Source organism: Adhaeretor mobilis (genome assembly GCF_007741515.1).
GTDB classification, from domain to species: domain Bacteria; phylum Planctomycetota; class Planctomycetia; order Pirellulales; family Lacipirellulaceae; genus Adhaeretor; species Adhaeretor mobilis.
Window position 1 is genome coordinate 3,674,883 of the sequence record NZ_CP036263.1, and the last position, 23,596, is coordinate 3,698,478.

At 55.9% G+C, this 23,596-nt stretch carries 17 protein-coding genes; 9 read left to right on the forward strand and 8 right to left on the reverse strand.

Going from position 1 to position 23,596, the window contains the following annotated elements:
- The first annotated feature begins 125 nt into the window (after positions 1-125).
- Both HG15A2_RS14525 and HG15A2_RS14530 read left to right on the forward strand, forming a co-directional pair.
- Positions 126-1,529: an MATE family efflux transporter gene (locus HG15A2_RS14525; RefSeq protein WP_145060912.1), complete on the forward strand. Its 1,404-nt coding sequence runs from the start codon at positions 126-128 to the stop codon at positions 1,527-1,529.
- A 146-nt stretch (positions 1,530-1,675) separates the two neighbouring features.
- The gene (locus HG15A2_RS14530; RefSeq protein WP_145060913.1) at positions 1,676-2,389 is read left to right on the forward strand and encodes a DUF2270 domain-containing protein; all 714 of its coding nucleotides are present in this window, start codon (positions 1,676-1,678) and stop codon (positions 2,387-2,389) included.
- 294 nt (positions 2,390-2,683) lie between these two features.
- Here HG15A2_RS14530 and HG15A2_RS14535 read toward each other — a convergent pair whose 3' ends face one another.
- From HG15A2_RS14535 to HG15A2_RS14545, 3 genes are all read right to left on the reverse strand, one after another.
- The gene (locus tag HG15A2_RS14535; protein WP_145060914.1) at positions 2,684-4,336 is read right to left on the reverse strand and encodes a DUF7453 family protein; all 1,653 of its coding nucleotides are present in this window, start codon (positions 4,334-4,336) and stop codon (positions 2,684-2,686) included.
- 185 nt (positions 4,337-4,521) lie between these two features.
- On the reverse strand, positions 4,522-6,582 hold the full coding sequence (uvrB, locus tag HG15A2_RS14540; RefSeq protein WP_145060915.1) for an excinuclease ABC subunit UvrB: 2,061 nt from the start codon (positions 6,580-6,582) through the stop codon (positions 4,522-4,524).
- 4 nt (positions 6,583-6,586) lie between these two features.
- Positions 6,587-7,024, reverse strand: coding sequence for a ComEA family DNA-binding protein (locus tag HG15A2_RS14545; RefSeq protein ID WP_145060916.1), 438 nt, complete (start codon positions 7,022-7,024; stop codon positions 6,587-6,589).
- A gap of 143 nt (positions 7,025-7,167) precedes the next feature.
- Between HG15A2_RS14545 and nadC the strand changes: the two genes are divergently transcribed.
- From nadC to HG15A2_RS14565, 4 genes are all read left to right on the forward strand, one after another.
- Positions 7,168-8,109 carry a carboxylating nicotinate-nucleotide diphosphorylase gene (gene nadC, locus HG15A2_RS14550; protein WP_145060917.1) on the forward strand — a complete coding sequence of 314 codons (942 nt, stop codon included), beginning with the start codon at positions 7,168-7,170 and terminating at the stop codon, positions 8,107-8,109.
- A 1,001-nt stretch (positions 8,110-9,110) separates the two neighbouring features.
- The gene (locus tag HG15A2_RS14555) at positions 9,111-9,959 is read left to right on the forward strand and encodes a PEP-CTERM sorting domain-containing protein (RefSeq protein WP_145060918.1); all 849 of its coding nucleotides are present in this window, start codon (positions 9,111-9,113) and stop codon (positions 9,957-9,959) included.
- 635 nt (positions 9,960-10,594) lie between these two features.
- Positions 10,595-11,842, forward strand: coding sequence for an Lpg1974 family pore-forming outer membrane protein (locus HG15A2_RS14560; protein ID WP_145060919.1), 1,248 nt, complete (start codon positions 10,595-10,597; stop codon positions 11,840-11,842).
- Between the two features lie 219 nt (positions 11,843-12,061).
- Positions 12,062-12,448: an arsenate reductase ArsC gene (locus tag HG15A2_RS14565; protein WP_145060920.1), complete on the forward strand. Its 387-nt coding sequence runs from the start codon at positions 12,062-12,064 to the stop codon at positions 12,446-12,448.
- 81 nt (positions 12,449-12,529) lie between these two features.
- Here HG15A2_RS14565 and rpsU read toward each other — a convergent pair whose 3' ends face one another.
- Positions 12,530-12,724, reverse strand: a complete 195-nt coding sequence (gene rpsU, locus HG15A2_RS14570; RefSeq protein ID WP_145060921.1) for a 30S ribosomal protein S21 — start codon at positions 12,722-12,724, stop codon at positions 12,530-12,532.
- A 364-nt stretch (positions 12,725-13,088) separates the two neighbouring features.
- Here rpsU and HG15A2_RS24125 point away from each other — a divergent pair, with 364 nt between their 5' ends.
- Positions 13,089-13,256 (forward strand): hypothetical protein, encoded by a 168-nt coding sequence (locus HG15A2_RS24125; protein WP_218931978.1) that lies wholly within the window; start codon positions 13,089-13,091, stop codon positions 13,254-13,256.
- Here HG15A2_RS24125 and HG15A2_RS14575 read toward each other — a convergent pair.
- The 3 genes from HG15A2_RS14575 to HG15A2_RS14585 form a co-directional block, all read right to left on the reverse strand.
- Complete coding sequence (locus tag HG15A2_RS14575; RefSeq protein ID WP_145060922.1) at positions 13,222-14,880, reverse strand: ABC1 kinase family protein; 1,659 nt, start codon at positions 14,878-14,880, stop codon at positions 13,222-13,224. The two genes, HG15A2_RS24125 and HG15A2_RS14575, sit on opposite strands and share 35 nt — an antisense overlap.
- A 151-nt stretch (positions 14,881-15,031) precedes the next feature.
- Positions 15,032-15,529: a HEAT repeat domain-containing protein gene (locus tag HG15A2_RS14580; RefSeq protein ID WP_218931979.1), complete on the reverse strand. Its 498-nt coding sequence runs from the start codon at positions 15,527-15,529 to the stop codon at positions 15,032-15,034.
- 109 nt (positions 15,530-15,638) lie between these two features.
- Complete coding sequence (locus tag HG15A2_RS14585) at positions 15,639-16,562, reverse strand: alpha/beta hydrolase (RefSeq protein ID WP_145060924.1); 924 nt, start codon at positions 16,560-16,562, stop codon at positions 15,639-15,641.
- Positions 16,563-16,766: 204 nt separating this feature from the next.
- Here HG15A2_RS14585 and HG15A2_RS14590 point away from each other — a divergent pair, with 204 nt between their 5' ends.
- Positions 16,767-18,173, forward strand: coding sequence for an SLC13 family permease (locus HG15A2_RS14590; protein WP_145060925.1), 1,407 nt, complete (start codon positions 16,767-16,769; stop codon positions 18,171-18,173).
- A 249-nt stretch (positions 18,174-18,422) separates the two neighbouring features.
- Positions 18,423-19,841, forward strand: a complete 1,419-nt coding sequence (locus HG15A2_RS14595) for an alpha-L-fucosidase (RefSeq protein ID WP_145060926.1) — start codon at positions 18,423-18,425, stop codon at positions 19,839-19,841.
- Between the two features lie 239 nt (positions 19,842-20,080).
- Here HG15A2_RS14595 and HG15A2_RS14600 read toward each other — a convergent pair whose 3' ends face one another.
- Positions 20,081-23,416, reverse strand: a complete 3,336-nt coding sequence (locus HG15A2_RS14600) for a PVC-type heme-binding CxxCH protein (protein WP_218931980.1) — start codon at positions 23,414-23,416, stop codon at positions 20,081-20,083.
- Positions 23,417-23,596: the final 180 nt, after the last annotated feature.

Sequence of the window (23,596 nt, forward strand, 5' to 3'; positions counted from 1 at the left end):
CGTTGCCCTGCTCCAAGACAACGCTAGGGCTTACTCGCATTCAGGAAAGGGTTCTGGCCTCCCTTTCTGGTCCGGCCGCTGGCAAACTAAACATCCAGGGAACGCCGAAGACCTCGGAACATGAGATGACGGAATCCGATTACGACAATTCGTGGTGGGCCGTCGTCAAAGAAGCCTTTCGGGGATCGCAACGCGACTTCACGCAAGGCCCGCTGGGACTGGCTATCTTTCTACTCGCCGTCCCCATGGTCATGGAAATGGTCATGGAAAGCGTGTTTGCTGTCGTCGATGTCTTTTTTGTGGCAGAGCTGGGTGCGGATGCCATCGCAATCGTCGGGATCACCGAGACAATGATGTTCCTGGTCTACTCGGTGGCCATGGGTGTCGCGATCGGTGCGACGGCGACGGTGTCGCGCCGGATTGGTGAAAAAGACCGCGACGGTGCGGCACGATTTGCAATACACGCCATCTATCTCGGTTGCGTGGCGTCTATCGCCATGGCCATCATCGGAATTATTTGTGCGCCGCAGTTGTTGCGTTTATTGGGAGCCGAGCCGCAGGTCGTTCGCGACGGCGCACTGTACACACAACTGATGCTCGGCGGCAACATCGTCGTCGTCATGTTGTTTCTGTTGAACGCCATTTTCCGTGGTGCAGGAGACGCGGCAATCGCGATGCGTGTCTTGTGGATAGCCAATTTATTGAACTGTGTGTTGGACCCGCTGTTTATCTTTGGAGTCGGTTTCTTTCCCGAACTGGGCGTAACGGGCGCGGCAGTAGCGACGTTGATCGGACGATCGATCGGTGTCGCTTACGCTAGTTATCAATTGTTTTTTGCTGACAAGCAATTCGAGCTCCGAAAGGAACACTGGCAGGTCCGCTTCGAGATTTTCCGGCGACTGCTGAGTCTCTCGTGGGTGGCAACCCTGCAATTCACTATTGGCACGGCCAGCTGGATCGGGCTGATGCGAGTCGTAGCCGGGTTTGGCAGCGAAGCGGTTGCCGGGTACACGATCGCGATTCGCGTCGTTATGTTTGCCTTGCTGCCCGCGGTCGGACTGGCCAACGCGGCATCGACCTTGGTGGGTCAGAACCTCGGGGCACAGCAAACCGATCGCGCCGAGAAATCAGTCTGGAAAGCGGCCCAGTACAACGCAGTGTTCCAGACTGCCATTGGCATTGTGTTCGTAATCCTGGCACTGCCAATCGCCAAAATATTCACCGATCAACCCAACGTGCTGGCGTACGCGGCTGATGGACTACGCATCATTTCGTATGGATTCTTCTTCTACGGTGTGGGGATGGTGTTGGAGAATGCTTTCAACGGTGCAGGCGACACCTGGACTCCAACCTATTTAAACTTGTTGGTCTTTTGGGTCTTTGAGATCCCCCTGGCCTACGTTTTAGCGTACCAGTTTGGTCTGGAAGCCCACGGAGTCTATTGGGCCATCACGTTGGCATTTTCGATGTTAGCAGTCGTTTCAGCTATTGTATTTCGTCGAGGCAAGTGGAAGCTGGTGGAAGTCTAATTGAGGATGTCTAATTCATGTTGCTCTGATAGTACAAACACGCAGCGCCAGCAAGTGAATTGCAGCGAAACCGCAAAACCACTTGCTGGCGCTGCTTGCTTTGTATTGGCAAAGCTAGTACGGACACTTCCTGCGAGGAACAACCCTTGGATACCGAAACGACCTTTCCACAGTTCGAAGACGAGCCGCTAACTCGGGCTGAATACATCGCTGCGCTCGCGCATTTCTATCGGGCGGAAATGCAACGGGCGACTGATTGGCGGATCCGTCTCGACACAACAACCAACTGGTCGATTATCTCCGTGATGGCACTGGTTTCGTTTGCCATGGCTGAGACGGAGCGATCGCAGGTCGGCATTGTCGTCGGCATGCTCCTGGTCTTTACATTCCTGGTGATCGAAGCCCGCAGATTTCGCTTCTTTGATGTCTGGCGCTCTCGCGTGCGGATGCTCGAACAGAATTTTGTCGGCCCCATCTTGCTCCGCAACCAACAGAGCCCCGTTCAGGACTGGAACCGAAAAGTTGCCGCCGACCTACTTCGTCCCCGCTATAAGCTAACGTGGCGGCAAGCACTGCGGGTCCGGTTGGTACGCAATTACTTGCCAATGTTCGCACTGTTATTCGCTTGTTGGCTGATCAAGCTCGATTCACTCTACGCAAATCTCGATCACCCGAGCGTCAGCGACTTCCTCTGGCAACGCTCAAACGTTGGAGACCTGCCCATGTGGGTTTCGATTCTCGTGGTGGCGGTACTGTATGGCTATTTGGTCGGCATTGTCGCTCTCGTGAAGAGAGCAGATACCCCTGAAAGTGAGTACTGGAAGGAAGGGCTTCGGGAAGTTCGTGATTTGGATACGTAAGGGCTATATCCGCGTCTACGCTTCCGGCGTGTAAAATTGATCCCAACAACTACCAGCCGGAAGCGTAAGCGCCCGGATAGGCCAGCGCGCCGGATAGGCTGGCGATTTCTAAGGTTCTAATCCGTGCGTCGAAAAATCAGCGTGGCGATTAGGTTGTCGCGAGTGTTGAGCTATACGAGGCGTTGATTTATCCGGTCGCTTACGCTTCCGGCTGGTTTGCTTCATCCCCGGCGGGTGCCACTGTTGCCAGCAAACGGGAGTGCCCAATGCAATTCGCCACCAGGGCTATCAACTTCAACCTCGGAGCTTTCGTCGCTTCATCCGCCAGTTTACGACGAGCAACAGGCCTCCCAAAAGTGTCCAACTCGCCGGTTCCGGAACAGCGACCAGATTAGAGATAAACACGCCGCTTGTGCCGTCGGTAAACTCGGCTTTAAAGGCGATCTGACCGCGTGCGTTCCACGCTGCGTCGCCGGCAAAGGATAATCGTTCTACCGTGCTCAAATCTAGTTGTGACGGATCGTTACTGAGATTGAGTTCATCCCCGGTACTGGCAATCGTATGTAATATCCCCGCTGTGTCCTGAGCAAGGATGCTTCTCCCACCAAAGCTGTCGTCTATTTCCAGACTCGCCAACACGGCTATTTGCCCATTGTCGTTGAGAGCGAGTTGGCTGAAATCTCTCAGATAGGCACCATCGGACCGCCCGGGTGCTTCTTCACCGCTACGAGCAACTAGGTGAAGCTCGCCATCGCTCTCGCCACGAAAAATGCCCTGATTCGCGAATCCGCTAACGGGATCGGTACCGGTAAGACTGGCAATAAAGGCCGTCTGATCTACATCGTTGAAGCTTGGACCCTCCTCTCCGAAACCACCACGGACAACGGTGTAATTGAAATCGAACACCACAGCCTCGGGCATATCGGGGGCAGCGCCGCCGTCGCGAGCTACGATTACCGTGTCGCCGCTTGCAGTTGTGCGAAACAGCCCATAGTCAGTCGATTCGGTAACACTGGCACCAGCCAGCTCGGCGAAAAATGCAGAATGGCCCAGATTATTAAGCTTAGGAATGCCGAAGCGACTGAACTGCTCGCCATCTGGCAAGCTTGGCGCCGTCGAACCGCTCCGAGCAACGATCTCAACACCATTGCCGTTCCCCTCGCTGAAGATGGCTAAGTTATTGCCAGCGCCGGCTCCGCGACCAGTCAGAAGTCCGGCGAAAGCCGTCTGACCACGATCGTTCAACGACACCGTCCACAAGCCGCGAGCTGTCGCTGGAAAGAAGAATTGTAAGCTTGATTGAGGCAAGAAATCACCTTCCCGGGCGACAGTGGCCAACTCGCCAACAGCGTCCTCTCGAAACACTCCAAAGTCGTTTGATTGATCGACGCTGGTCCCGAAAAGCTCGGCCATGAAGGCTGCTTGTCCAGAATTATTCAGGTGTAGGCTTGGGATGAAATCGAAGCCCACTTCAGCACCAGGAACTGCGTCTCCGCTGGGCGCTACCAATTCCAAGGCGCCGCCGGAGTCGCGTAACACCGCATCTCTATTGAAGAGGCCTACCCCAGGTCCAAACAAACCAGCCGCAAACGCCGTCACGCCGGCGTTGTTGAGCGGCGGCGATGACGATTGGGACGCTCTGACGTCGTCAATCGTCACTCCTTCTCCCGGACCCGTGTCACCGTGTTGAGCTACCACAGTCAAGCTACCCGCACTTCGCTCTATTAACAGCGATGTCCGATTCGAGGCAGTGAAGAGCTCGGCATAAAAGGCACTTTGGCCACTACCATTTAGCGATGGCACGCCCAGGCTCTCGATAGCATTTCCGGAAGACTCATCGCCTGCCAAAGCCACGATTCGAAGAGCTTCTGCGGCAGCTAGGTTCGTGCTGAGATGCACTAGACAAGCGATGCAGGCAAACCCAAACGCGAAACACTTGAGAACCATACTCAGTTTGCTTCCTTAAAAAGTTAAGAGCAGAGAAGTCGATCCTGAGTACCACAATCTACCCACCCCCCCGTATGTCAAATCATCCCAACCCGCGTATGCTCCACTGACCACAGCTCGCCAGAGAGACGTAGGGTGCCCATTTTTCGCCGGGTGCCACTCAAATCAGCAGATCGTTTCGCACCTCACCCACGCTTCGGCCGCGGCACTTTGCTCCCACCTTTACGCCTCCCGCCCCGTTTCTTGCTGCTTGTCTCTTTCACCGAATCGATCGGCTCACCCAGCGAGCCTTGCATCTTCTCGATGCGATCGCGCAGCTTGGCCGCGCGCTCGAACTCCAGCTCATCAGCCGCCTCGAGCATTTCGCCTTCTAGCTCGTTGATGTAGTCCTGCGTGATGATTTCCGTCTCATCGGTGCGACCTACCGCCGCATTGGCCTTCGCGTGGGCAGACGCCTCTCCTTCTATCCCCTTGTGGATTGCTTTCTTGACGGTCGTAGGCGTAATGCCGTGCTGCTGGTTGTACTCGTGTTGAATTTTGCGACGGCGCTCGGTCTCGTCCATCGCCTTTTGCATGGAGTTTGTGACCTTGTCTCCATAAAGAATCACTTTGGAGTTTACATTTCTCGCCGCTCGGCCGATTGTTTGCATGAGCGAAGTCTCGCTCCGCAGGAATCCTTCCTTGTCGGCATCCAGGATTGCCACCATGGAAACCTCCGGCAGGTCCAATCCTTCACGCAGGAGGTTGATGCCCACGAGCACGTCGAACTTACCTTCGCGCAGGTCACGCAGCAGGTCCACCCGTTCGAAGGCGTCCAGCTCGCTATGCAGCCACTTGGCCAGTACGCCTTGCTCACAAAGATAATTGGCTAGGTCCTCAGCAAGTCGCTTCGTGAGGGTTGTCACCAGCACGCGCTCACCCAGCGCGGTGCGTTTCTTGACTTCCTCCAGCAAATGGGGCACTTGGCCGCTGGCCGGTACGAGCTCGATCACCGGGTCCAGCAGTCCTGTCGGTCGGATCACCTGCTCCACGACCTCGCCGCCGGTTTGGCCCAGTTCGTACTTGCTAGGCGTAGCCGAGACGTAAACCACCTGCCCGATGCGTTCCTGCCACTCTTCGAACTTCAAAGGGCGATTGTCCAACGCGCTGGGCAAGCGGAAGCCATGTTCCACGAGAGTCGTCTTGCGGCTACGGTCCCCAGCGTACATCGCGCCGATCTGTGGCACGGTGACGTGCGACTCGTCAACGAACAGCAGCATGTCTTTCGGGAAGAAGTCAAACAGCGTGGAGGGGGCTTCCCCCGGCGGACGTCCGCTGAGCGGCTGACTGTAGTTCTCGACTCCGGGGCAGTAGCCCACCTCCATCATCATCTCTATATCGAACCGAGTACGTGCGTTCAGCCGCTGGGCTTCCAGCATCTTCCCCTGCTCGCGGAACAACTCCAGTCGGCCAGAGAGCTCCTTGCGTATCGAATCCACCGCGCGTTCGACACGCGCTTCGGGCAGCACAAAGTGCTTCGCTGGGTAGATGTAGATTTCCTCCTGATCGTCAATCGTCTCGCCGGAAGTGGGATCGATGAACGAGAGCTTTTCGATCTCATCCCCCCAGAATTCGATCCGATAGGAGAATTCCTCGTAGGCGGGCCAGATTTCGACACAGTCGCCGCGGACTCGGAACTTGCCCCGTTCAGGATCGGTATCGTTGCGCTGGTACTGAATATCGACCAACCGAGAGAGTACATCGTCGCGATCCACATTCTGCCCCACACGCAGGCCGACCATCATCTCCTTGTAGTCTTCTGGCGAACCCAAGCCATAGATGCAAGAGACGCTGGCCACCACGATCACGTCGCGGCGACTCACCAGGCTGCTCGTGGTCGAGAGTCTCATACGATCGATCTCTTCGTTGATCGACGCGTCTTTCTCAATGTAAATATCCCGCTGGGGAATGTACGCCTCGGGCTGGTAGTAGTCGTAGTAGCTCACGAAGTAGCTCACCGCATTGTGCGGAAAGAATTCCTTGAACTCCGAGTAGAGCTGGGCCGCTAGTGTTTTATTGTGGGAGAGCACCAGCGTGGGTCGCTGCACCTGCTGGATGATGTTGGCCATCGTGAACGTCTTGCCGGAGCCCGTGACACCCATGAGAATCTGCTCGCGCTCCTTGGCGTTGAGCCCTTTCACGAGGTCTTTAATCGCAGCCGGCTGATCGCCGGCAGGTTCAAACGGACTTTCCAGTCGAAATTCCACGTGGCTAACTTCCTTTGTTGTTGGTCGTGGCGGCTTCCAAGCTCGACCCGCCTTGGGCTACTGCTTGACGATCGGGAATGGGAATCAAGTACGGGCGGATCGCATCGAGTGTCTTCGGGCCTATGCCGTCAACAGCGGTCAGCCCCTGGAGACTTTCGAATTCACCATGCTCCTGCCGATGAGCAACGATCCGTTCTCCCAGAACCGGCCCTACACCCGGCAGCTGAATGAGTTCCGGCCACTCGGCACGATTCACATCAACGAGGAACTCCGCTTGCAACGGCTCAGCGCGATCGATTGCTATGACCTTCCCCTGCATGCCCCCTCGGTAGCACCATAGGGCAACGAGCAACAACAACAGCGCAGCCGTGAGCGTCCACACACTCAGCTGGTCGCGTGGGTTCAATAGTGGCGGCTTCGTCGTTGGTTCTGCTGAACCCATAAACTACTGGCCTGGTGCGGAAAGCTGACTGGTTCGGGAAGCGAACGGGGAATGTGCGTGGACGTTAGTACGCCCAGCGTGGTAGAACCGACGCGGACGCAACCCACCAATATAACCCCTTTTGCCTCTCGCGTGAGGATGCCATGCCGAGTGATTTCGAGCAATTAACCTGGGATGACCGGATCAAGGACGACTGCCGCGCACTCGTCAAACTGGCTTGGCAGGAAGATCTAGCAGATGACGGAGATTGGACCACCAACGCGTTGGTCCCTGAATCGAGCCGTGGCGCTGCGGAAATCGTCAGTCGCGAGAGCGGTTTCGTCTGCGGAGTTCGCGCCATCGAGACGGCCCTGGCCACGTTGGACATTGAGCTGGATTTCTCACCGCAACTGCAAGATGGCGATCCATGTCGTAGCGGCACAACCATCGGCTTACTAGCCGGCAGCGCCAGGCATCTGCTTTCCTGCGAGCGTATTCTCCTGAATTTGATGGGGCGTTTGTCTGGCATCGCGACCTTGGCAAACCAGTACGTTTCCCGCGTGGAGGGCACGAATGCCCGCATCTACGATACACGCAAGACTACGCCCGGCTGGCGACGATTGGAGAAATACGCTACCCGCTGCGGTGGAGCTTGCAATCACCGGACGGGCCTGTTCGACGCGGTGATGATTAAGGACAACCATCTCGCCCACTATCAAGCCGAACGCAGAAGCAAAGCAGGCGAGCCTCAAACAGCTCAGGCGGTTGAATCCGTGCGAGCCTTCCTCGCGGCAAATGCTCCTGACACGACCCTGCCGATCGAGATCGAGGTCGATACGATCGAGCAGCTGGCAGCCGTACTCCCGGCAGCTCCCGATATCATTCTGCTGGACAACATGAGTGTGACGCAGCTAAGGGAAGCTGTCCAACTACGCGATGCGGCTTCCTTGGCGATACAGCTGGAAGCCTCCGGCGGCGTCACTCTGGACACTTTGCGCGAAATCGCAGAGACCGGCGTCGACCGAATCAGCGTTGGCGCACTAACCCATTCAGCCCGTTCGCTCGACATCGGTCTCGACTGGCAAACCGCAGAAGTGGGTGCTTGAAGGCCACCAATCTGGGATCTTGTAGCATTCCTACCACTCCCGTTGTGGCATTGCCGCAACATCTCCGGACAAACGACACGCTGTTTGGTGTGCAAGGTAAACGTCGGGATGAGCGCAGCGCTCAAAGGGCCTCCCCTTTCGAGCTTGATAATTTGACTGTTGGCTCCACTGATCTAGCTTTCCTGAGAACCGTCCTTTGGGGAGAGGCACGGCTCACGACGCGGCGGGATCGCTGGGAGCGAGGGGGACCCGCCGCGTCATTTTTTCTGCTTGCCAGAGTAATTTTGGCGTATCTCGGGTGACGAGCCTTTGTCGGCCCCTAACAAGCCCGATAGCAAAATGAGGGGCTAATCCGTCGAAACCTCCTATTCCTCGCGGTCTACGTGGCCGATGAATTGGCGTTTTTCCTATCAATTTGTTTGACAGCATTAGTTTACTAGCTATGATGAGAAAAGACGCGTGGGAGAACCACGCAAGCACACTTTTTTCATCTCTAGATTTGGGTAACTGACCTCATGAACATTCGATCGGCGGCGAGTCATCAAACTCAGCTGCTGTCCGAACAGGCAAGTAAGACTGCCGGGTCCGTTACACCATCTTTTATTCAATCAATCCGTTATATTCCGATTGATCATTCCAGGTGGCATTTTTAGGCCCCGGTGCATTTTCAGCTTCTCCTCAATGGATTGCCAGGTGGCGTTCCACAGGCGTGCTGAGCGTCTGCTTGTTTCTTCCTAGAACCGGTTCAGCTCGACCTCAATAGCTTAGGTCTCCTCCGCTGCCTGTTCGGCTGCCCCTGACGTTTCGGCGACTCGTCCCTCGCACTTCTGATAGTGACGCGTATGAAAATGCGCGCCAGGTAGGCGAATCCGTCGTTCGGATGTCGCTTGTGCGTGGCCTTGTTGGCGCGTTGCAAGCTCCCATGAGTTCTTTTCCCGCTGAGCACAGGAGTCGTCACACGGCCTTTGCAAAACGCGAATGCCAGGACGGGAAAGAGCACCATGACACTTACACAACTAAACACCACGCGCACCTCATTGGCAAAGGCGGCCGCACGGGCCGCATTCCCCTTATCCCTCGCCATGTTGTTGGCTCTCCTCAGCACCGCTCAAGAAGCTGCTGCTCAGAACGCCTATAGCGTGAACATCTCGTCCAGCGCTCGTTATCTGAACGCGCTCGGTACTCCCATGGAAGCAATCGTTAAAATGGAAGAGTCGTGCGACAATCCAAACAACCGCATTCAGCATCGCAATCGCCCTTCGATGCTCGTTGAGAACACCGGCACCGGCGGTACACTCACCTCGTTCACCCTCCGTATTGCCCAGGATGACTTTGTCTTCGGCACGGGAGATAATGCATTCGACGGATTCAATGGCAGTGCCGTTGTGTCCAGCGTCTTCAACATGCCAGGAATTGAGATCCTTGGAGCCTCAATCACCGACGTAGCAGGGCAAGGTGCAGAAGACGGCGTTGATCGGCTGCTCACCGTTAATTTCTCTGGCTTGGCCCCCGGCGAATCGGCCATTTTCACGATTGATCTCGATACCACTGATGCTAACGCATTCCAGCTACCTGACTTCCGAGAAGTCTTACTCGGTGCGGACCTGGGTAGTGGTACCGGCACTCCGGCCTATACTACCGCAGCATTCTCATCTGGTGATCCGGTCCCGGAGTTGCAGTTCGCCATCTACGACGATGCAATACCATACGCAGGAATGAACGTGCGTCCCTATCACGCCGCAGATCCCGTTTTCAATGTCGACCTCAATGGCTCTGCCATTCCCGAGCCATCGAGCTTCGCGCTGCTCGTAATGGGGCTTGCTGGCCTCTCCCGCCGCCGCCGAGGCTAAGCGAATGAAGTGATGCTTCAGGTAGCCTTGCTCGGGCTACTGGACATCAATGGCACCTGTGTGTCTAACGATCGAATAATGTGCTCCAAAAGCGGAGTTGGCAAAGTGCCGGCTCCGCTTTTGTCGTTGGCCGACGGAGCCGCCAAGGAGTAGCTCCACTCTAGTACTTCAGCCCAAAGTTCTTTTTGAACCTCCACAACACGACGGACACGACGCAACTCAGCCTGCATGCAGAAACAGCCGCAAGAGTACGCTTCCAATCCTACGAAATCCAGAAGTAAGGTAAGACAAGACAGCTCACAGTTCAGCTCTCAAATAACCGCTAGCAGCAGCCCTAAAGCGTTGTGCTCGTTGTGCCGTTGTGATTCAACCGTACGCTGTAGTAGGTGATGGTACTCTGTGCCGATTCTTCTGGACGTGCCAGATATACCCATAGAAGCTATTTTGCCGAATTTGCTAGATTTTCGGAAAGTGAGCCCCCTCTCGCTACCGAATTACACTCGTAGACCGACGCCACCTGGGTGAAACAAGCTACGTCCCGCACGTAGCGTGGGTCTAACTAACTTATCTCGCAGGCAAGCGTCCTGCTAAGAGCTGCGTAGCTCTTAAAACGCTCAATTGGGGGGGGAACTAGGATGAGACTCAAAACATGGGGTACCGCTGCGCTGGTACTCTGCCTGTCCGTAGCGGGCATGGCACAGGCGCAGCAAGAAAACAATCGCGAGTATCAGATGCCAGGCTTCGTCAGTGACGAATCGCTCGAGCTCGCTTCTTACAACACCTACGACGGCACCGACAGCGGCTACTGCGAAGCTGGCGGCTGCAATGCAAGCTGCGACTCAGGCTGCAGCAGCAGCGGTAGCGGCGGAATGTTTGACGGTCTTATGGACCGACAGTTGCAGATCATCGCCGGTGCAGAGTACATCTATGCCCGCGCCAACTTCAGCCAAGCGTTGTCCTACGTGGAGAACAACGTAGCGGACAATATCGTCACTTTTAACCAATACGATTTCGACTACAACTCTTCGTATGGCTTCTATGGTGGAATCGCTGATTGCTGCTGTGGTGGAGCCATCATGTTCGATTTCCAACGCCTGCAAAGCGATGCCGTCTACGGCCCCGTGTCGGATACTGCGAATACGAATATTCTCGTGCCTTACGAAGTCGATCCACCTGCCGGTGGATTCGTTAACGGCTTTGCTAGCGTTGACCTCAAGAGCTACGGGGCCAGCTTTGAGAAGACGATCCCACTGGGTTCGCCTCTCTGCGGAAGCGGCGGCGACTGTTGTGACACCTGCTGTGGTGACGACTGCTGCGGCGACGATTGCTGTGGTGATGATTGCTGCGGCGATTCGTGTGGCTGCTGCGGTTGGTGCCCTGCATGGGACCTCACTTGGAACGGTGGCATTCGTTACGCTGAAGTTGATTGGCAACGTGGTTCAAACGCCTTCCAGGACACAGGTACAGCGATCATTGCGGAAGACTCTTACGTGACCGAAATGAACTTCGATGGTTTTGGTTTCCGCACAGGTCTGCAAGGGCGCCGATACTTCGGCCGCAAAGGTAAGTTCAGCCTGTTCGCTCAGGGCGACATCTCCGTGTTGCTCGGTGACATCGACATTCGCACCTCAGTCGTCGAAGGTGGTGCGACAAGCGTATTCCAAGACAGTTGCACCCACATTGTGCCTGTTACGGAAGTCGAAATGGGCGGCACCTACCACATCGGTTGCCACGCTTCGATAACCGCCGGATACTTCTTCTCCGCATGGCATGACCTAGGCATGCGAGATGAGTACGACTTCGGTCTGCAAATGTCGCACTACGACGATGCCAATATCCTTGGATTCGATGGTTTCTTCGCTCGTGCTGAAGTCGCCTTCTAGGCTTCGATTCGACCTTTGAGAAACAGGCTGGATATTCGGGGCCTCCGTTTTAAGTCGTCTCGATAGCAAACTTTCGATCAGAGGGCCTGCCGCTTACTCAAGCGGCAGGCCTTTTTCGTTGCTGTCAACGAGTATCATCGGTAATAGCAATTCTACCGCCGCAACTTCTCGCCCTGATGTGCTCTTCCTATACACGGATAATTCTTGCCGTAGCCAAAAATGGCCGAAGGTTGGGGCGTGCTACTGGGAGAACGATGTGAATTCTACTCCGCTGGTATCGAAGCCCACGGGCTCAATCCGAATGCCGTGCAAGTGATGCAAGAGGCGGGAGTGGATATCACCGCGCAACGGTCGCAGATACTCTCCGAAATCGACAACACACTAGGCTTGGAGAAACTCGCCTGCGTGATAACCGTTTGCGGTCACGCTGGCGAAAACTGCCCAGTGCTACCTGTGGCCTGCAAGAAAATACATGCGCCGTTTGACGATCCGCCTAGACTTGCCAAAGATGCTGCTACTGAGGAAGAGGCTCTCCAGCACTACCGAAGAGTACGCGAGGAGATTCGCGATTACGTGGCAAGTCCCGATCTCGCCGAAATCACCTGAGCCGCACGCGCCTACCTCGGTTGAACCAGAGTAGAGCGCAGCCACAGAGACAACCCGATGCTTGGGTTGCTGTATCGCGATCTACTTACCGTAGAGACGCTCGCGACGGGCGCGGCGGGCAGCGCGGAGACGAGCGCGGCGCTTGGTTTCGCTGGGCTTCTCGTAGAATTCGCGAACACGGATTTCCTTCTTAATGCCGCTTCGCTCAACCAGTTTTCGGAATCGGCGAACCGCTTCCTGCGCTGTTTCTTTGTCTCGCAACGTCAACTTAACCACTCGAAAACCTCAATTCGGAGTTGCAGATTCCAAGGCCCCGCTGACAAGAATTGCCACGGGCTGCCCTAAGTCTTTTCGGTCAAACGACTAAGATATCATTGCCCATGACCCGCGTCCAGCCTCAAAAACCCCTCCGGGTAGTCTGCCTACGCGGAATCAGCGGATTAATCGTCATAGCCGGTTCTCCCAGGAAGAAATCGTAGCGATTTCCCGCTCGCCAGGCTCCCCAAGGAATCGCCAGCCGGTCGATGTTTCCTCCAGAGCTGCCCCCATTACGGCAGCAGAAAAGGCTGGACAACTGAGTAGCCCCCCTCCACGGCCCTCAAACTTACCAGCGACCTCCCCCCAGAATAGAGGCGGCCAAATGCCCGCTGGTGCCCAAAACCTCGATCGCGAAGGCCGGCTTCAAAAGATCGGTTGCCGTTACCAAGAACTGCTCGCCGAGATCGACGAGGTCGATGCCCGCGTCACGGCTGCTCTTGAGAAGCTCTCGCCCGCTACTTCCGACGATCTAAGTGGCCGCTCTTGTTGATCGCGCGCAGCAGCCTCATCCCCAATCCTCCGCTGAGGATCATTCCTAGCAGCCCTGGTGTGGAAACTCCGCGGATTGGCCAAACGTCGTTTGTCACTAGCGATACGGAACCGATAAACAGCGCACTGGTAAGCAGGCCTAGCACCAACCGATTCACTGACGGCTCTAACCCGCGATGATCGAGGTGCACATCAAAACTGCCTGACTGCACCTGCTGCAAGATATCGCGCAGCCTCCGCGGTAGCACTTCGGCAAGCTGCTCTAATTCGTAGGCAATTCGCCGCGCTTTTCGCAGTTGCCTCGTTGGAGAGAGCCGCTTGGCAATCATTCGCTTGCGATAAGGCTGCAGCACTTCCATGAGGCTAAATCGCGGCTCAAGTCGTTGGCCTGTGCCTTCAAGCATGACGAGCACTTTCAGCAGCAAGGTCATGGAGGAGGGCAGGGCAATCGCGTGTCGATTTAGCAAGTCCAGCAATTCGGTTAGTGCTGAGCCAAGCTCAAAACGATCTGCCGATTGGTGTGCATAGTGCCCCGTAAAATCAGCCAAGTCGAGATGCAGTGTTCGCTCGTTGAGTCCTGCAGGAGTTGCCGCCACTCGGGTGAGTACTGTGCCCAACTGTCTCGCGTCTTGATCCACTAAGGCCAGCAGCATGTCAACAATTTCTTCGCGAAGCGACTCATCAATCCGGCCGACTTGCCCAAAATCAAGCAGTCCGATTTGCCCGCCTCGCATGAGTAACAAGTTCCCCGGGTGGGGGTCTGCATGATAAAGCCCATTGTCGAAGATCATATCGAGATAGATCTCCGCCCCATGCCGGGCAAGCTCAGTCAGATCGACATCCTCTCGGTCAATCTTCGAGACAGCCGACAGGGGAGTCCCTTCAAGCCACTCCATGACCAGGACGCGATCGCTCGATAGCTCGGGATGCGGTTCAGGCACACGGAGGATCTTGTGGTCGCGAAAACGCTGGCGAAATTCATCCAGATGCCTTAACTCGCAATCGAAATCCAATTCTCTCCGCAAGACGCGCTGAAACTCGGCAACCGTCGCGCTCGGTCGATAGGGAGCCAGCTCCGGTAGTCGCTCTGCCAGTTGAGCGAGGCCGGTCAGGATGTCGAGATCGACATGCACCCGCTGCTGAATTCCTTCATGCTGCACCTTCACTGCGACAACCTGACCGTCCGGCAGCACGGCTCGATGAACTTGCCCGATTGACGCGGAGGCAATTGGTACGGGATCGAAGTCCGTGAACAATTGATCGACGGGCTGACCCAGTTCGCGCTCAATCGTTTGTTGAACCAAATCGGACGCATCAGCAGGCACGTCCGTCTGCAGCCGTTCGAGCTCGCTGGCCAGCTCGCCACCAACCAAGTCGGGACGAGTGCTGAGAATCTGTCCCAGCTTGATGAACGTCGGACCGAGCTCTTCCAATGCCATGCGGATACGCGTGCTGCGGCTCTCGTTTGCGAGTATTTGCCCAGCACGATTTTTCAGCCACGACTTGCCAAAGGAGAATTCAAATCGGCTCAACCAACCTGCCAGACCGTACTTGCTGAGGATCGAAAGGATCTCTCCCCAGCGGCCCACGTTGCGATAGATCTGTGGGATGGCACGTATTCGCATAGGAGGGCAGTAACAAACGGCTCGTCATGAACGCGACGAGACCGCTCGCCGCACAGTTGCCATTGTAATTCACCCACCGGGAACTCGCCATCGCACCGACTTGCCCCTACCGCGGGTTGAACTCCTCTAATCTGCCCGCTGCAGTCGTCTCTCACGCACTGGCAGCGCTAAGTTTCTCAAGGGCACGCTTTGAGTGGGTTGCCAATGGACCGGTCGTCGCAGCGGCCGATTGCAATGCGGAGATGGCCGGGGTTGAACCGCGTGCAATCTTGCCCAGTGCCCAGGCCGCACGTTCCTGCACCTGCGGTGAGCTATCGTCCTCAAGCCGCCCCAGCAAAGTGGGAATTGCCGCTTGGGCCTGCTCGCCCGCTCGCCCCAGCAAGGTCACTGCCCAATAAGCGACATCCGAGTTAGCCGCTTCGGCAAGCGCCGTCAGGTGTTCAAGCTGTCTCCCGGCCGGCGGCCCTACTTCTTCAAGTGCCGCGGTACACCAGTTGCGCACGCTCTCGTCGGCACTTGCACAGTGCTGAACCAGCGCGGGTATCGCCTGCTGCGCAAGTTCCCCCATTCCAGCGAGCGCCTCGGCAGCCGCCGCCTGTTGCGTGTCGGTGCCCGTGAGAAGCTGTTGGTGAGCGGTTTCCATGTCCATGAGAGTTTCTCCCAAATCAGCGTGCCGAAATATCCAGTAGGCGTCCAATTGGGGAATATAGCTACAATGCCAACAACGCACCAATAGCGATCTAGCCAATGTAGGCACGCTAGCCTGGCTGCTCTTCATCCGGCGTACCGCTCAGTACCTTTTCTAGAAATTGCAGAATGAGTTTCTGCTCCTGGTCGCTCATCGGTTTCCAGCCATGCTTTTTTCCGGCTTCCACATAGAGTTGAACCGGCAACTTGTTTTGCTGATACACCTCCTGAAGGCGCTCGGACTGTGAAATCTGCACGACTTGATCTTCCTCTCCATGCAGAATCAACAACGGCGGATCGCCTTTCCCCACGTAGAACACAGGGCTCGCCATGCGTGCAAGTGATTGCTTCTCTTTGACGGGTCCCCCTAGAAGTTGGTATACGCTTCCAGAAGGAGAATCGGTTTTCGCCGGATGTGTTTTTGAGCGAAGCAGAAAATCAGTCGGCCCGAAATAGTCGATGATACCTTGAACCGTTGACGACTGACCTTCGTTTCCAGCAGTGGTGCCTTCTAACTCCGGCACCCCACCGCTGGTACCCATCAGCGCCGCCAAGTGCCCGCCCGCTGACGATCCCGCAACGACGACTCTTTTCGAGTCGAAACTGAATCCGTACTCGTTCTCGTTTGCACGAAGCCAGCGTAAAGCGCCTTTACAATCGTGAATTTGTGCCGGGAAGATCGCCTCCTGGCTCATTCGATACTCGACACTCGCAACTGCGTAACCATGTTTCGCAACCCAAGCCAACCCACAATTCTTCCGGTCGCCAACCTTCCAAGCACCGCCATGAATATACATCACCAGCGGCGGCTTTTTGACACCCTCGGGAAGGTGCAGGTTTAAAAGTAATTTAACGCCGTCAACCTCAGCAAACTCCATGTCGAGTATCTGCCTGACTCCGTCCTTGGTTACAATTTTCTGTGCGTAACCAACGGCGGACAGCGTGAGTAGGGCACTCATTGTAAGCACGCAAACGAAGCTTTGTTTCAAGGTCACAGTAACTCCTCAGATTGAAAGAGTGTCATACGTAGAAGTTTCCTCAGAGTAACTTCCCTTAGCAGATTCTAGCCTAGCCCTCTCTCCATAACCAAGTACACAAAGTAGAATTACTTCCGGTCCCCACGACAGCCCTCCAACTTCTCCCCGCAGTCGTTTAGACTTCTACAAAGACACTCTTCAAACGCGCGGCAACTCTCTCGTATGCATAACCAAACAAAGCCGGACGAACAGGGCAATGCAATTAGGCTTGCGGCACTGGTCACAGGTCCGTGCATTGCCGGCCTGCTGGGATGGTATCTTCACGCGAACGAGTATGGCGCGTCGGTAGCCTGGACCGCCGCAATTACGCTGCTCACTGCCGTTTGGTGGATCTTTGAACCGATCCCCATTCCTGCCACCTCGCTCATCCCACTTGCGATGTTTCCCCTGGTCGGCGTTCTGAAACCTGTCGAAGTTGGCGCCGCCTACGGCGACAAACTGATCCTCCTGCTGCTCGGCGGGCTGATGCTCTCCTCGGCCATGGAGCGTAGCGGTGCGCACCGGCGTATTGCGCTCGGCATGGTCAACTTATTCGGTGGCGCTAGCGGACGGCGATTAGTCTTCGGATTTATGAGTGCCTCGGCGCTGCTCAGCATGTGGATCTCCAACATGGCCACCACGCTCATGCTGTTGCCCATCGTCATGGCTGTGGTCGAGAAGCTCACCGACCAGCGATTGCGAGTTGCCCTGCTGCTAGGCGTTGCCTACGCAGCCAGTGTCGGTGGCACCGGCACTCCTGTCGGCACACCACCCAACTTGATCTTCATAGACAGCTACCAGAAGGCGACGGGACTCGAAGTCACGTTCACCACTTGGATGACATGGGCGCTGCCAATCGTACTGATCATGATCCCACTCACCGGGCTCTGGCTCACCCGCGGTTTAAGCCGCCAGTCGAAAATAGAGCTCCCCGAAGTCGGTAAATGGCGCTCTGAAGAGATTCGCACTCTGGTTGTATTTGCCATCACCGCAGCATTGTGGATCACCCGCAAAGAACCCTACGGTGGCTGGAGCGAAGCACTTGGCATACCTGCCGCAAACGATGCGAGTGTCGCCCTGCTGGCCGTCGTGGCGATGTTCGTCATCCCCAACGGAAAGGGCGAGAAACTTCTCGTCTGGGAAACGGCGGTGAAGATCCCCTGGGGAATTCTCGTGCTCTTCTCTTCAGGCATTGCGATCTCCAAGGCGTTTGAAGCTTCGGGACTGAGCGTCATCCTAGGGCAGCAATTGGAGGCTCTGTGCAGCTTGCCACCCCTAGTGATGGTCACGCTCGTTTGCCTGTCCGTCACATTTCTAACCGAAGTCACCAGCAACACTGCCACAAGCAATCTGCTCATGCCGATCCTCGCCGCAACCGCTACCGAAGCCGACGTCGATCACAAACTGCTGATGGTCCCCGCAGCCATCAGCTCCAGCTTCGCCTTCATGCTTCCGGTGGCAACGGGTCCGAACGCCATCATCTTCAGCTCGAACTTAATCAGCGTACGACAAATGGCACGCGAAGGGTTTGCGTTAAACTTGATTGGCACTGCGGTGATCGTGATTTGCTCACTAGCGATGTTTGGGTAGCGCGAGCGAAGCAACTTAACAACTCTACGGCTTTTGACCCATGAAGTTCACTCCCGAATTTGGATAGCCATGTGAAATCAGAGCCGCGGGCTGAGTAGGGCAGTCTCCATTTGCGAGCCGGTTTCTAGGACTGCAAGGCTTTGTTAGAATTGTGGAAGCAAGGGAATCACTTCGTAGACGAGATCAAACGCTCTGATCAGCGATGAACTTCCCCTGTGGTGATGCCTCCGTACTGAAAGCGAGTTTAGAATGTTTTGCCGATTAGCAGTATTCATCGCGTTACTCGTGACGCTACCGACTCGCACCGTTTTCAGTAATCCCCCTAAGATTGATTCTCCCGAAGTCGTTGATTCTCCCGAAACCGCTAAATCTCCCGAAACCAATGCCGAACGTTTGGCTTGGTGGCAAGACGCGAAGTTCGGGATGTTTATTCACTGGGGCGTCTACTCTCAAGCAGGCGGCGAGTGGAACGGCACGACCGACCACCACGAGTGGCTGCAGCTCACGGCCAAAATTCCGTTGGCGGAGTACAAGGAGTTCTCACGAACGTTCAATCCTGTGAAGTTCGACGCCAATCAGTGGGTTGCGATCGCCAAGCAAGCGGGAATGAAGTATCTGGTCGTGACGGCAAAACACCACGACGGTTTCGCGATGTTTGACTCCCCATCAAACAAGCACAACATCGTCCAGGGAACCACATACGGCCGTGACCCGCTGAAAGCCTTAGCTGCTGCGTGTCATGAGCAGGATGTACGCTTCTGTGTCTACTACTCCCTGGGCCGCGACTGGGAGGACCCCGATGTGCCTACTGGGTGGGGCGACCGGCTCGGATGGCGCAGCAACCTCATCGACTTTCCCGACGAAGAAAACAAGGACTTCCAGAAGTATTTCGACCGCAAGGTCAAGCCGCAGGTGCGCGAGCTGCTCACCCAGTATGGGCCGATTGGCGTCATGTGGTTTGACACCTTCGAGCAGATCAAGCCGCACCAAAGTAAAGAGTTGATTGCAATGATCCGCGAGCTGCAGCCGAACTGCATCATCAACGATCGCGTCGGTCGGGGACTGGGCGACTACAAAACGGCCGAGCAGGAGATCCCGTCCGATTCGTCGAGCGTACCGTGGGAAACCTGCATGACGATTAACGGTCACTGGGGCTACAACAAGGCTGATGAAAAATGGAAGCGCACCGACCAGTTGTTGCGGAATCTGATCGACGTCGTCAGCAAAGGAGGCAACTATCTGCTCAACGTCGGACCTACAGGAGAAGGCGTCATCCCTGCGCCGAGCATCGAGCGTCTAGACGAAATGGGAAGTTGGCTGCGAGTGAACGGTGAAGCGATTTACGGATGCGGCATGACTCCGTTCGGTGAAGAGATCGGCTCGTTCCGTGAACCGAAGGGGAACAAACGCGATAAGCCGAAATTCATCACAAAGTGGCAGTGGCGAGCGACTACCAAACCGGGCAAGATTTACGTACATCTGTTCGAGTGGCCTCAAGGCGTGCTAAGACTCCCCGCAGTTGAGAAGAGTGTGACGAAGGCGTACCTGCTTGCCGATCCCAGCAAAACCGCACTCGCTTTTGAGCAATCCGCGGCCGGCGTTGCGATCACGCTTCCGGCAACACCGACGGACATTATCGCATCGGTGGTATGCTTGGAGCTAGAGTGATCTGGCACGAACGAATGAGCAGGATTGGAGGCTAGTCGATGCCGATCTGCATCAGGCGCGACTCTTACGCGTCCATACTTGACGGGCAAAAACCTCGGAAACAGCGCTGTCACACCTAGGAGATATTCTCTAGGTAATGTTGCCAAACATGCGAAGGGGATGGTGCAAGGTTCCAACCGTCGTAGATCGCTTCGCGGCAACGGGCAAACAAGCGATCGCACTCTTCCTGCCACCGGCAACTACTCTGCACCGTGGGATGAATTATCCGGTGCACTGCGCAAAGTGGTGAGATACTCGACCAGATCGCGAATGTCCGACTTGGGAAGCGTTTCCTTCAAGCCGTCGGGCATGCCGGAGAGCCCGATGGTGCGTTCTTCGATTTCCTCCTTGCGCACGAGGATCGTCTCGCCCGCGGGATTCACCAGGATGAGATTCTCTTCGTTCTCGTCGGTGATAATTCCGGTGACTGTTTTCCCAGTATCAAGGAACAGCACCGCCGTGTCAAAGCCCTTTGCGATGGCCTTGCTGGGGAGCACAATCGCCTCAAGCAGGTACTCGCGCGGATTGTCTTTGCCAACGCCGCTCAACTCGGGGCCGACTGCTCCTCCATTTCCTTGCACCTTGTGGCAGCGCTGACAAGAGGCGGCCGCGCTACCGAAGAAAATCTGCTTACCACGCTCAGCATTCCCGCCGGAGAGCAGCTCTCGGAAGCCCAGCAGGTCGTCCTCGGCGTCAAGCGCGCCTTGGTATTCAGCGATTGCTGCCTTAAACGATGGCTTGCCAATCTTTTCTGCCGCGGTTAGCAAATCTAACTTGATCTCCGGCTGAACCTTTCCCGCGATCATCAGTCGGAACCATTCCAATAGTAGAGCGCGTGCGCCTGTGGATTCCACTTCACTGAGTTTATGGATCGCTGCTTGCTTTTCACTGACGGATCCCTCGGAGAAGACATCCTTCATGATTGCCGCAGCCTGCTCAGGATGACGGCGCACGAGGATGTTGCGGCTCGTGGATCGTAACATTTCGGCTGGATCGTTAAGGCAAGTTTTCAGTAGTCCCTCGTGGCCGGAGCCTGACGCTCTATCCAGAGCTTCAAGTGCTTCCTGCCGTGCAACGGCTGATTGATTCGTATCCGCTACGATCTCAACCAACTGGGCTTCGAGTTGTTGGGCAGGGTACTCTGCAGCCAGTTCGAGTGCGGCAACTTTCAGTTCGGGCGTTTCCCGAAGGATGTCCGATATCAGCGGAAATAGCATCACCGCGAACGAGCCGTCACCCCGATCACCGGTCACAGGCCTCCATTTGTTGGTCACTCGGTCTAAGCTCGACGGTTGCTTCCAGTCCCTCAGCATGTGCAGAGCTTCCAGGCGAATCTCTCTCGATAGATCGGAGTTTCCCGCCATTTCAATCACAACTCTTGCGTGCTCTGCACTACCTAGACGAAAGTTTGCATGGAGAACTCGGTGGAGCAGGGCACCGTTGGTGGCAGACGAACCCGTATAGCTTGCCAATTGAGCCGTTCCTGACTCGATTGGTACGTCATTGATTGCGCGAGCGGCTTCGGTAACGACGCGCTCTTCCGAGTCAGCAAGAAAGTCGACAACTCGCTCGCTCTTGGCCCGCCGCAGGGCGACCACAGCTGCGAGCCGCACGCTTGTGGAGTTGTGTTTGCTGAGCTCTGCCAATTGCGCTTCATCCAGCGCACCAGCCAGCCCCATCATGCCGGCGTGACGCAGAACAGGATCTTTCCCGCTACCTTCTGCGATCATCTTCAGGAGCGCCGGCGCTGCAGCCTGCGATTTGAGCTTCCCCAGGGCCAGAGCCGCATGGTACTTCACGCGATCGGACTCATGCTCCAGAAGCCTGACTATTGGTTCGGCGTGCTTGTCGTCCCGAGCGCAATCTCCGAGGGTAGAAGCTGCCTGGACAGCAATCTCCGCATCGGCATCTTCCAGCAGCGGGTCAAGCTGATTGAGCACCTCGGGCTGAGAGCGTGAAATCTGCCCGAGTCCCCAGATCGCATGAATCCTGGCTAGTTGATTCGTATTACTCAGTGCACCAACGAGGGCCTGCACCTCTTTGCGAGCTGCGAGCTCGTACTGCGCTTTCAGTCGCAGGCGTCGATCTGTATGAGCGAGTAGTTCGACGAGTCGCTCGACTGATACTTGGGGCCAATCCGCTGCCATTAATCGGGGGACTTCGGTTGCTAAATCAGAGGGGTCCTTTTCCTTGAAAGCATAAATGCGCCCGCGGCTCGCGCCATCCCAGCCTTGCACCCAGTCAGAAAGAACGACTCGGCCGTCGTAGCCGAAGTCGACATCCGTGGCGAGGGTACCCCAGATGAAATTGTGCGAGTCGATCAACTCAAACCCTGCGCCTTTTGGCTTGACTGCGAAGGAGCGAATACCGCTCAACCCGGTAGTGCCTCGAAAGTCAGCCATAAAGAAATGCCCGGCGTATCGATCGGGAAGCCCCCAGCCGGGATAATACACAAGACCCGATGGGCCGTTGCCGAGGTTGGCGATTGGTGGCACGATGTACGACGGCTGCCGGGCAGTCGTTTCAGCATCCCACTCATAGGGTCGCCACATCCGTTCGCGATGCCACGGACCCCGGTCTTCTAGGTACTGATAATGCATTCTCCAGCCGGCATCCATGCCTTGGCAAACATGCACCCACCGCGCCTCATCCGCAGCGTCGGAATTGTTGTCGCCGGTGAATAGGTTGCCGTAATCGTCGAACGCCAATTCCTGAGGGTTGCGCAAGCCGTAAGCAAACTCCTCTAACTCAGATCCATCGGGCCAACAACGAAACACGGCCCCCGTATTGGGGCGGGCGAGCGTAGTGCCTTCTGCAGTTTGCACGTTATAACCACGGTCACCAATGCTGAAGTACAGGCGACCATCGGGGCCCCAGGTCAAGCCGTGTAGATCATGGCCTCGAAACGCGAATCTCACACCATAGCCAGAATGGAGTTTCTCCTTGCTGTCCGCACGTCCATCGTTATCTTTGTCGGTGAGCTTCCAAAGGTTAGGTATGCAGGTGTAATAGACTGAGTTGCCCGTAGCGAGCAGACCTGCTCCGGTTCCTTCCACAATTTGGTTGTAGCCGTCGGAGTAGACCGTTGAGGTGTCGTAGATGCCGTCATGATCGCTATCGGTAAGCTTACGAATGCGATCGTGATGCGCGGTGTACTTCTCCAAGTTATCAGATTCGTACTTGCGGATCATCGCTTCGCGATCTGCAACGGTTTGCGAGCGTAGATCGTCCTCCAACCAATCCATGTGAGAGCGATTGTCTTCAACGCCGTTGTTCTGCCGAAATGTCTCAGCAACGAACAAGTTGCCTTGCTCATCAAAACAAAAGACGACCGGATTGGCTAGGTCGGGTTCTGCGGCAACTAATTGCGACGAGAGAAAATTAGGAACTGTGAATCCCTGTAAAGCTAATTCCCCCTCATCGGACTTTCCAAGAACAGGAGGCTCGTAGTTTTCGTGCGCACTTCCATTGGTCGCTAGACAGCTAGCTGCTCCCAGCAGACTAACGAGGAATAGTAAACTCAGTTTAACCGACAACCATTGCGACGCGCCGAATAGCCTAAATACTCTATTAACCAATGTCCTGCCCTGACTCTTGGGGATAGTACGATCTCGTAAGAATGCATCCATTATAGGCGAAGAGACTAGGCGATTCTCCCCTGAAAACACCTCAAAACCATAATAAGGAAGCACGTCACCGCTGGTGAATGATCGAGG